The sequence below is a fragment of the Nocardia sp. CC201C genome (assembly GCF_030010695.1).
GTDB classification, from domain to species: Bacteria; Actinomycetota; Actinomycetes; order Mycobacteriales; family Mycobacteriaceae; genus Nocardia; species Nocardia otitidiscaviarum.
Window position 1 is genome coordinate 1 of record NZ_JASCXP010000596.1, and the last position, 3174, is coordinate 3174.

Below are 3174 nucleotides of genomic sequence, written 5' to 3' on the forward strand. Positions count from 1 at the left end.
AATTGCCACACGGGGCGTTCCTGTATTCCCCCCGCGCGGTGGGTGCCCCGGCCCCGCGGGGCCCGCACCGGGATCTCCCCGCGACCGTCGGCGGTGGCATAGCGGATGGGCCGCGCCCCACGCGATACCGCGACCGCTCGCGGCCCCAGCGCCAGGAGCCGATCCAGCACCGCGTCGGTGGCGGGCGCGGTATCCGGCGGGACGAAGGCCGCCGAGCAGATGGCGATGTCCACCAGCGGCAGCAGGTCGTGATGGGTTTCGCGCCAGCGGCCCGCGTCCAGCACCACGGGTATGCCGAGCCGTCGGGCCGACGCGGCGGCGAGCAGGCCGAGTTCGGGATAGTGGCCGTCCACGAGTAGCACGGACGCGTCGGCCCAGCGCGCCGTATCCGGCGCGGGCAGCGGGTCACGCTGCTCCGAACCGTCCACGGACACGATGGTGCGGCTGCCCGCACCCGTGGCGACCACGATCGACGACACCGGTGGGCGCTGCGTCCGCTCTGATGCGGTATCCACGACCGCCACCCCGTGCGCCCGCAGATCCTCGCGGATCGGCTCGGTCAGGACGTGTTTCCCCAGAGCGGTGATCAGATTCGGGGTCTGCCCGGAGAGTCCGGCGTAGGCCACCGCCGCATTGGCAGCCGGACCGCCCGCGCCCAGGAACATGCCGTCGGCGCGCACCTTGGTGTCCTCCTCCGGGTACCGCTCCACGGCATAGGCGACGTCCAGCGTGGACAGACCGACGAAGACCGCACCGCTACCCATGTGCCCGACCCTACCCACGGAAAACGCCGCGCTAGGCGGAGCCGCCGCGCACCCGCTCCTCGTACGCCTTGCGCGCCTGGGCGTCCACATCGCCGAGGAAGGCGTCCGACGCACCCAGCGACCGTGCGATGAAGTCGCCCACCGCCTCCGGCAGCAGTCCCACCACCTGCGAGATGACCCCGGCCACGGCCGTGATCCGCACCTTCGATTTGGGTGCCACGATCAGCTCGGCGATGGCGTCCGCGATCTCCTCCGGCTCGGCCGGCCGCAGGATGCGCGGCGCCGAAACGCCCGAGCCCAGTTCGGTTTTCGTCAGCGTCGGCAGTACCGAGGAGAAGCGCACGCCGGTGCCGCGATACTCCTCGCGCAGCGTGTCGGTGAAGCCGAGCACCGCGTGCTTGCTGGCGTTGTAGGTGGCCAGACCCGGAATATGGGTCTCACCCGCCAGCGAGGCGATATTGATGACGTGCCCGCGCCCGCGCGGCAGCATGCGCGCGATCGCCAGCTTGGAGCCGAGAATCACGCCGTACACATTGATGTCGAGAATCCGACGGGTGATCTGGTCCGGCTCGTCCACCAGCCTGCCGGTGGGCATGATCCCGGCATTGTTGATCAGCACGTCGATCGGGCCGAGTCGCCGTTCCACCTCGTCGAGGAAGTGCTCGAACGACGCCTGATCGGTGACGTCCACCCGGTCGTAGAGGTCGAAACCCCGTGCCGCGCCGGACTCTTTCACGGTGACCTCGTCGATGTCACCGATGGCGATCCGCGCGCCGAGTGCCTGCAGCGCGGTGGCGGTGGCCAGGCCGATACCGCGCGCGCCGCCCGTGATGACGACGATTTTGCCTGCGACAGAACTGAAGTCGGTCATCTACTTCTTTCCCGAGAAGGTGTTGAACACGGCTTGGACGCTCAGCCGCCGCATACCGCGTGAGCCGGCCGCACGCATGGCGGACATGGCGATGGCGAGCTTGGTGGGCGAATACGGGAACCAGAGCAGTTCCTTGGTCTGGGTGGGCAGCAGCGGTTTGGTGATCGCCTGCTGCCGGCAGTACTTGCGCACCCCGTTGGGGCCGCCCCAGCGCGCACCGACGCCCGACAGCCCCCAGCCGCCCATGGGCAGCGCGAAGCTGAACATGTTCGAGAAGACGTCGTTGATATTCACCGCGCCCGCGTTGAGCTGGCGGGCCACGCGTTCGGCCCGCGCCTTGTCGCCGCTCCACACCGACGCCGACAGGCCGTAGATCGAATCATTGGCCAGCCGAACGGCTTCCGCCTCGTCGGATACCTTCATGACCGGCAGCGTGGGGCCGAACGTCTCCTCGGTCATACAGGTCATGGAGTGATCGACATCGGCCAGCACGGTCGGTTCGAACAGCGTGCCGACACCGGTGCGCTTGCCGCCGGTCAGCACCCGGGCGCCGGCGTCGACGGCCTGCTGCACATGCCGCTGCACGATCTGCGCCTGATTCTCGTTCGCGAGCGCGCCCATGTCGTATTCGGGTACGCGGCCGTCGACGCCCTGGCGGATCTCCTTGACGGCGGCGGTCAGCTTGGCCAGGAACTCGTCGTACACCGGCGCTTCCACGTACACCCGCTCCACCGAGATGCACACCTGACCGGCATTGAACAGGCCGCCGAAGGCGATGCCGTGCGCGGCGCGGTCCAGATCGGCGTCGGCCAGCACGATGGCCGGATCCTTGCCGCCGAGTTCCAGACTGAACGGGATCATCCGTTCGGTGCAGGCGGCGGCGATCTTGCGGCCGGTACCGGTGGAACCGGTGAACTGCACGTAGTCCACGTTGTCCACCACCGCCTTGCCGGTCTCGCCCGCACCGGTGACGATGGCGAACACCGGGGGCGCGCCGATCGCCTCCCAGCCGCGCGCCAGCTCCAGCGCCGACAGCGGTGTCACCTCGGACGGCTTGAGCAGGACCGCGGCCCCGGCCGCCAGCGCCGGAATGACGTCGATGGCGGGCATGGCGAGCGGGAAGTTCCAGGGCGTGATCACGCCGACCACCGGGTAGGGGCGGAACACCGTCGTCAGCGTCTTCACCCGGGCCAGCGGGCTGTGCGGCGACGGATGCTCGTCGGCGAGGAATTTGGCGGCGCGGCGGGCGTAGTAGCCGGTGAGGTCGACGGCGAAGGCCGGGTCGATGAGGGAGTCGATGCGCGCCTTGCCGGTTTCGGACTGCAGGACGTCGGCGAGGTGATCGGTATTGTCCACCAGCCAGTCCTGGAGTTTGAGCAACCACTCCTTGCGGCCCTCCGGGCCGATGGCCTCCCACTCCGGCTGGAACAGGCGCAGCTCGCGCACCTTGGCGGCGACCTCGTCGGCCGAGTGGATCGGCACGACGCCCGCCCGCTCACCGGTCGCGGGATTGCGCACCTCGAATTCGGTGGCGGCGGT

General features: G+C 69.5%; 3 protein-coding genes. All 3 read right to left on the reverse strand.

Annotation, left to right across the window (positions count from 1 at the left end):
- The coding region (locus QK444_RS34610; protein ID WP_282786219.1) for a PfkB family carbohydrate kinase at positions 1-764 on the reverse strand (764 nt) is incomplete at its 3' end.
- A 31-nt stretch (positions 765-795) separates the two neighbouring features.
- Entirely contained in the window at positions 796-1635 is an 840-nt protein-coding gene (locus QK444_RS34615; RefSeq protein ID WP_282786220.1) for an SDR family oxidoreductase, read from the reverse strand.
- A complete protein-coding gene (locus tag QK444_RS34620; protein WP_282786221.1) occupies positions 1636-3153 on the reverse strand; it encodes an aldehyde dehydrogenase family protein in 1518 nt (505 codons plus the stop codon).
- Positions 3154-3174 lie beyond the last annotated feature (21 nt).